The sequence below is a fragment of the Desulfosalsimonas sp. genome, assembly GCF_046483245.1.
Classification (GTDB): Bacteria; Desulfobacterota; Desulfobacteria; order Desulfobacterales; family Desulfosalsimonadaceae; genus Desulfosalsimonas.
Window position 1 is genome coordinate 1 of the sequence record NZ_JAWODO010000164.1, and the last position, 4,770, is coordinate 4,770.

A 4,770-nucleotide genomic window follows, 5' to 3' on the forward strand; every position below is an offset into this window, starting at 1 on the left:
CATGGATATGATGTGATCCTGCATGACATCAGCCAGGAAATGATGGATACCGCCATAGACCGCATGGGCAAGCTGGCCCGGATCTTTGTCAAAACCCAGCAACTGAGCCAGGAGAAAGCCGATGCGGCCCTCACCCGGATCCGCCCGGAACCCGATGCCGAAAAAGCCGGCAAACAAGCCGATCTGATCAGTGAATCCGTGCCCGAGGATCCCGAACTCAAAGCCAAAGTGTTTGCCCGGTTCAATGAAATCTGTCCGGAACAAACCATATTTACCACCAACACGTCATCGCTTCTGCCCTCCATGTTTGCCGAAGCCACGGGCCGGCCCGACCGGTTTGCCGCATTTCACTTCCATGACATCCGCTACAACAACATTGTCGATGTCATGCCCCATCCGGGTACATCCAAAGAGACCGTGTCTGTCATCGAGGCCTTTGCCCGCAAAATCGGCACCATACCCATTGTGTTAAAAAAGGAGAACAACGGGTATGTGTTTAATGCCATGTTAATGGAACTGCTCAAAAGCGCCCAGAGCCTGGCGGCCAATGAAGTGGCCGATCCCGAAGACGTGGATCGTGCCTGGATGGGCGTGATGGGCATGGATATCGGGCCCTTTGGCATGATGGATTCCATCGGCATTGACACGGTCTGGAAGGTTACCGATTACTGGGCAAAAGCCGACGGCGATCCCCAGGATATAAAAAACGCCGAATTTTTAAAACCCTACGTAAACTCCGGCCAACTGGGAGCCAAAACCGGAACGGGCTTTTACATTTATCCAAAGCCCGCATTTTCCAAACCCGGTTTTACCAAGGGCAAAAACGAATAGCCAGAGGCGCAAAAACAAATGAAACAACACCGCGTATCCATCGTCAAATACGAAAAACCCTATGAATCCGTTAAAACCGCCATCGATATGTGCGGCGGCCTGGACCATCTGCCTTCCGGAGCAAAGGTTTTTATCAAGCCCAATATCGTGTTCTGGACCAAGGTCTGCGATTTTCCCAAATGGGGGGTGATCACCACCTCCCGGGTCATTGAGGACGTGGTCCGCGTTCTTGCCGAACACGGCATCACCGATATCACCATCGGCGAAGGCATTGTGGCCGATCCAAAGGACAAGCAGACACCGGCCCATGCCTTTGAAACCCTGGGATACAAGAAACTCGGGGAAAAATACGGGGTCAAAACCGTCAATGTCATGGACCGCCCGTTTGAAAAAGTGGACCTGGGCGACGGCATTGAACTCAAATTCAACACGGATATATTAAACAGCGATTTTGTGGTGGACATTCCGCCCTTAAAGACCCATAATCAGACTATGGTCAGTTTGGGCATCAAGAATCTCAAGGGCACCATTGACATTGCCTCACGGAAAAAATGCCACAATGCAGACCCGGAAAAAGACCTGCATTTCCACATTGCCCGGCTGGCAGACAAAATGCCGCCCATGCTCACCGTCATCGACGGCATTTACACAGTGGAGCGGGGCCCGGGCTTTGACGGCAAAATGCACCGCACCAACCTGCTGGCGGCATCCGCAGATGTGTTGTCAGCGGATCTGACCGGCACCCGCCTGCTGGGCCATGATCCGCAGCAGGTGCCCTATCTCAGACACGCGGCCGCCAACCGCGGCCGGCCCGCGGATTTGTCGGATGTGGAAATCGTCGGGGAAAAAATCGAAGATGCGGCCCGTTACCACGAGTATGATTTTGACTATTGCAGTGAAAGCTCCCGGGAAATCCCGGTGCCCCTTGCCAAGCAGGGGCTTGACGGCCTGTTTTACCGGAAATTTGACGACACCATGTGCACCTACTGCACGGCTCTAAACGGCCTGGTGCTAACGGCCATCCGCTATGCCTGGAAAGGCGAGCCCTGGGACAACGTAGAGGTGCTCACCGGCAAGGCCATGGAACCCTCCCCGGGCATGAAAGCCACGATCCTGCTGGGCCAGTGCATGTATAAGAAAAACAAGGATCACCCGGATATCCAGAAAATGATCGCGGTCAAGGGATGCCCGCCTGATCCGAAAAAAGTGGTCGAGGCCCTGCATGAAGCCGGTATTGACGCAGACCCCAACCTGTTTGCCCAGGCCGAATCCCTTCCGGGTTTTTTTATGGCCAGATACCAGGACCGGCCCGAATTTGAGGAAAGCTTTTTCCGGGTGGAATAAAAATACAGGGAAAAGGGCGGCCCATGTCATGAACAACACAAAACAGCACACCGCGCAACGATTTTTTACAGCATGGCTGCTGGTATTTATGCTCTGTATGTTGACATGCTGGGCATCGCCCGGGCCGGCACAGGCGCAGAGATCCGCCGGCCCGGGCAATGCGCCCCGGCTTTATCCGGATGCGCAATTTTTTGAAAAAATCGGTCCGGCCCCTGTTTTGGCAGAAAACACCTTTGACAGAAACGATTCCGGGTTGTTGACCGGACACCAGCCATTGCCGGACCGGGCATCATTTCGCACCATGACCGCCCATAAATACCTGGGATACAGCACCCTGGCCCTGACCGCCCTTGCAGCCGTGTCCAATTCATCCCATGAAATACACAGGGCGGCATCCTACGGGGCGGCCTGGCTTGCCGGAGCCACGTGCGCAACCGGCTTTGCCGGCTACGGCAATGTCATCGACCTCTCTGAAGGGATTTCCACCCATGACACCCACGCGGTTTTCGGAATCCTGGGAACAGCCGCACTGGTGGCGACCCTGGTGATTGCCGAAGCCGACAATGATTCAGGCCACGGCGGAATTGGCGGGGCATCCGCCGCAGCCCTCGGGATTTCGGTGATAGCTGTAAAAATCGAGTGGTAAACGGTTTGCAGCAAATCTTCAGGAGACTTCTGATACCACCGTTGCGCTGCGGATGATCACCGGCTCAACCGGCACATCTGCATGCATCCCCTTTGATCCGGTTTTCACCGCCTTGATCTTGTTGACCACCGGATGGCCTTTGACTACCTTGCCGAATACGGTATACCCCCATCCCTGCGGGGTTTTGGCCGTGTGATTGAGAAAGGTGTTGTTCTTTACATTGATAAAAAACTGGGCCGTTGCACTGTGTGGATCTGATGTACGGGCCATGGCCACGGTATAGGCCTCGTTTTTCAATCCGTTGTCCGCCTCGTTTGCCACCGGCGGCCGGGTGGGCTTTTCCTGCATATTTGCGTCCATGCCTCCGCCCTGGATCATAAACCCGTTGATCACCCGGTGAAACAGGGTCTGGTTATAGTGGCCGTCTTTGACATAGCCCAGAAAATTTTCCACGGTCTTGGGGGCGTTTTCCGCGTCCAGGGCAATTTCAATATCGCCCATGCTGGTTTCAAGCAAAACATTCATATCCGCAAAAGCTCCTTTTCTTTTTTCCTGTAAAAAGTCTTTTTTACAGGCGGTGTTAAGTTTTCAGTGATTAAGTGTTAAGTAAAATCAAAAAAGGTGCCCGGCTGCCGCAGCCTCCGGGCCCGGGGCAATCGGCCAGTCAACCTGCACCCGGGTGCCGCCTCCCGGCCGGCTTTGGATTTGGAAACCGGCACCGCTGAGCTCGGCGCGCTCCCGCATGCCCTTAAGACCAAAGCCGCTTTGAGCAAAGCCGGATTCGGCAGTCTGCGGATCAAAACCCTTGCCGTTGTCTGCCACTTCAAACCGAAGACGATCCCCTTCCAGGCAAAAAATCACATCCACGCTGCTGGCATTGCTGTGTTTGTCAATATTGTGCAATGCCTCCTGGAGCAGGCGGAATATGGGAACCTTTATCTCCTCAGGCACTTGGTCTTCGGCCACGGACAAATCGGTTTGAATGCGGATATCCGGATGCAGGCGCTCAAAGTCCCGGCACACCGTGCCGATGGTATGCAAGATGCCCTTTTCCAGCACCGGCGGCCGCAGATCCATGATGATCCGCCGCACCTCATCGATGGCGGTTCTGGCCATGGGCACCAGTGTTTCAAGTTCCTTGAGATGCCGGCTGTCCACGCGCTGACCAAGGGTTTCCGCAGCATTTTCCACGGTCAGCTTAATGGCGCTCAGGGTCTGGCCGATGCTGTCGTGCAGATCCCGGGCAATGCGTCTGCGCTCTTTTTCCTCTGCATGAACCAATTGCCCGGACAAATGGCGCAGTTCCCGGTTGCTTTGCTCCAGTTCCCGGGTCCGCTCTGCCACACGGGTTTCAAGGACGCGGGAATAACGCTCAAGCTCCTTCTGGCTCTGGGCCAGTTCCCGGAACATACTTTGATAGGGCGAGAGCAGCCCCCTGGCCACGATCGCGCGATAGATCAGATAGGAGGATATGAGCTTTAGCATGTGCCCGATCTGGTTGGCCGGGCCATAGACGCTGACATAATGGGTAAACGCGATCTCAGAGGCCACGGTCACGGCCAGGGCCGCCATCAGAAATCCGAACATCACCGGGTCCACATCATTGCGCCGGCGATAAAGCGCCGCACCCGCAGCAACCAGAATCCCGCATATGATGTATTCACTGATGACTTTAAAAGGGGTCAGCCCGGCGCCTTCAATATAACATTTCGGAAAAACGGGAAAAACAAAAATAGATAAAAACAGGACCAGGGAAATCCCGCCATAGGCGGCAAACCTGTTTTTCGTGGTGATCTTCTTCTGGATGGCCTTCCACCAGAATGGCCTTACCCAGACCTTTTTTGCCAGGGACTATACCGTGAAGACCGTGGGGAATTTCACTTATATGTTCTTCACCCTGGAGAATATCCTCACGGTGATCGCCTTTATTGCCGGGCTTGTGATCCTGC

General features: G+C 54.6%; 6 protein-coding genes. 3 read left to right on the plus strand and 3 right to left on the minus strand.

From position 1 onward, the window contains the following. From R6U41_RS13990 to R6U41_RS14000, 3 genes are all read left to right on the plus strand, one after another. Nucleotides 1–831, plus strand: an 831-nt coding sequence (locus tag R6U41_RS13990; RefSeq protein ID WP_410270461.1) for a 3-hydroxyacyl-CoA dehydrogenase, incomplete at its 5' end; no start/stop codon positions are given. An 18-nt stretch (nt 832–849) separates the two neighbouring features. After that, on the plus strand, nt 850–2,175 hold the full coding sequence (locus R6U41_RS13995) for a DUF362 domain-containing protein (RefSeq protein ID WP_410270462.1): 1,326 nt from the start codon (nt 850–852) through the stop codon (nt 2,173–2,175). A gap of 28 nt (nt 2,176–2,203) precedes the next feature. Beyond that, nucleotides 2,204–2,821 (plus strand): hypothetical protein, encoded by a 618-nt coding sequence (locus R6U41_RS14000; RefSeq protein WP_410270463.1) that lies wholly within the window; start codon nt 2,204–2,206, stop codon nt 2,819–2,821. An 18-nt stretch (nt 2,822–2,839) separates the two neighbouring features. On the opposite strand, the gene R6U41_RS14005 is transcribed toward R6U41_RS14000, so the two are convergent. The 3 genes from R6U41_RS14005 to R6U41_RS14015 all read right to left on the minus strand — a co-directional run. Continuing rightward, a complete protein-coding gene (locus tag R6U41_RS14005) occupies nt 2,840–3,346 on the minus strand; it encodes a peptidylprolyl isomerase (RefSeq protein WP_410270464.1) in 507 nt (168 codons plus the stop codon). Nucleotides 3,347–3,433: 87 nt separating this feature from the next. Next, a complete protein-coding gene (locus R6U41_RS14010; RefSeq protein ID WP_410270466.1) occupies nt 3,434–4,627 on the minus strand; it encodes an MASE3 domain-containing protein in 1,194 nt (397 codons plus the stop codon). Continuing rightward, nucleotides 4,518–4,770 (minus strand): hypothetical protein (locus R6U41_RS14015; RefSeq protein ID WP_410270465.1); only part of this gene is annotated, 253 nt, incomplete at its 5' end. The genes R6U41_RS14010 and R6U41_RS14015, both read right to left, overlap by 110 nt.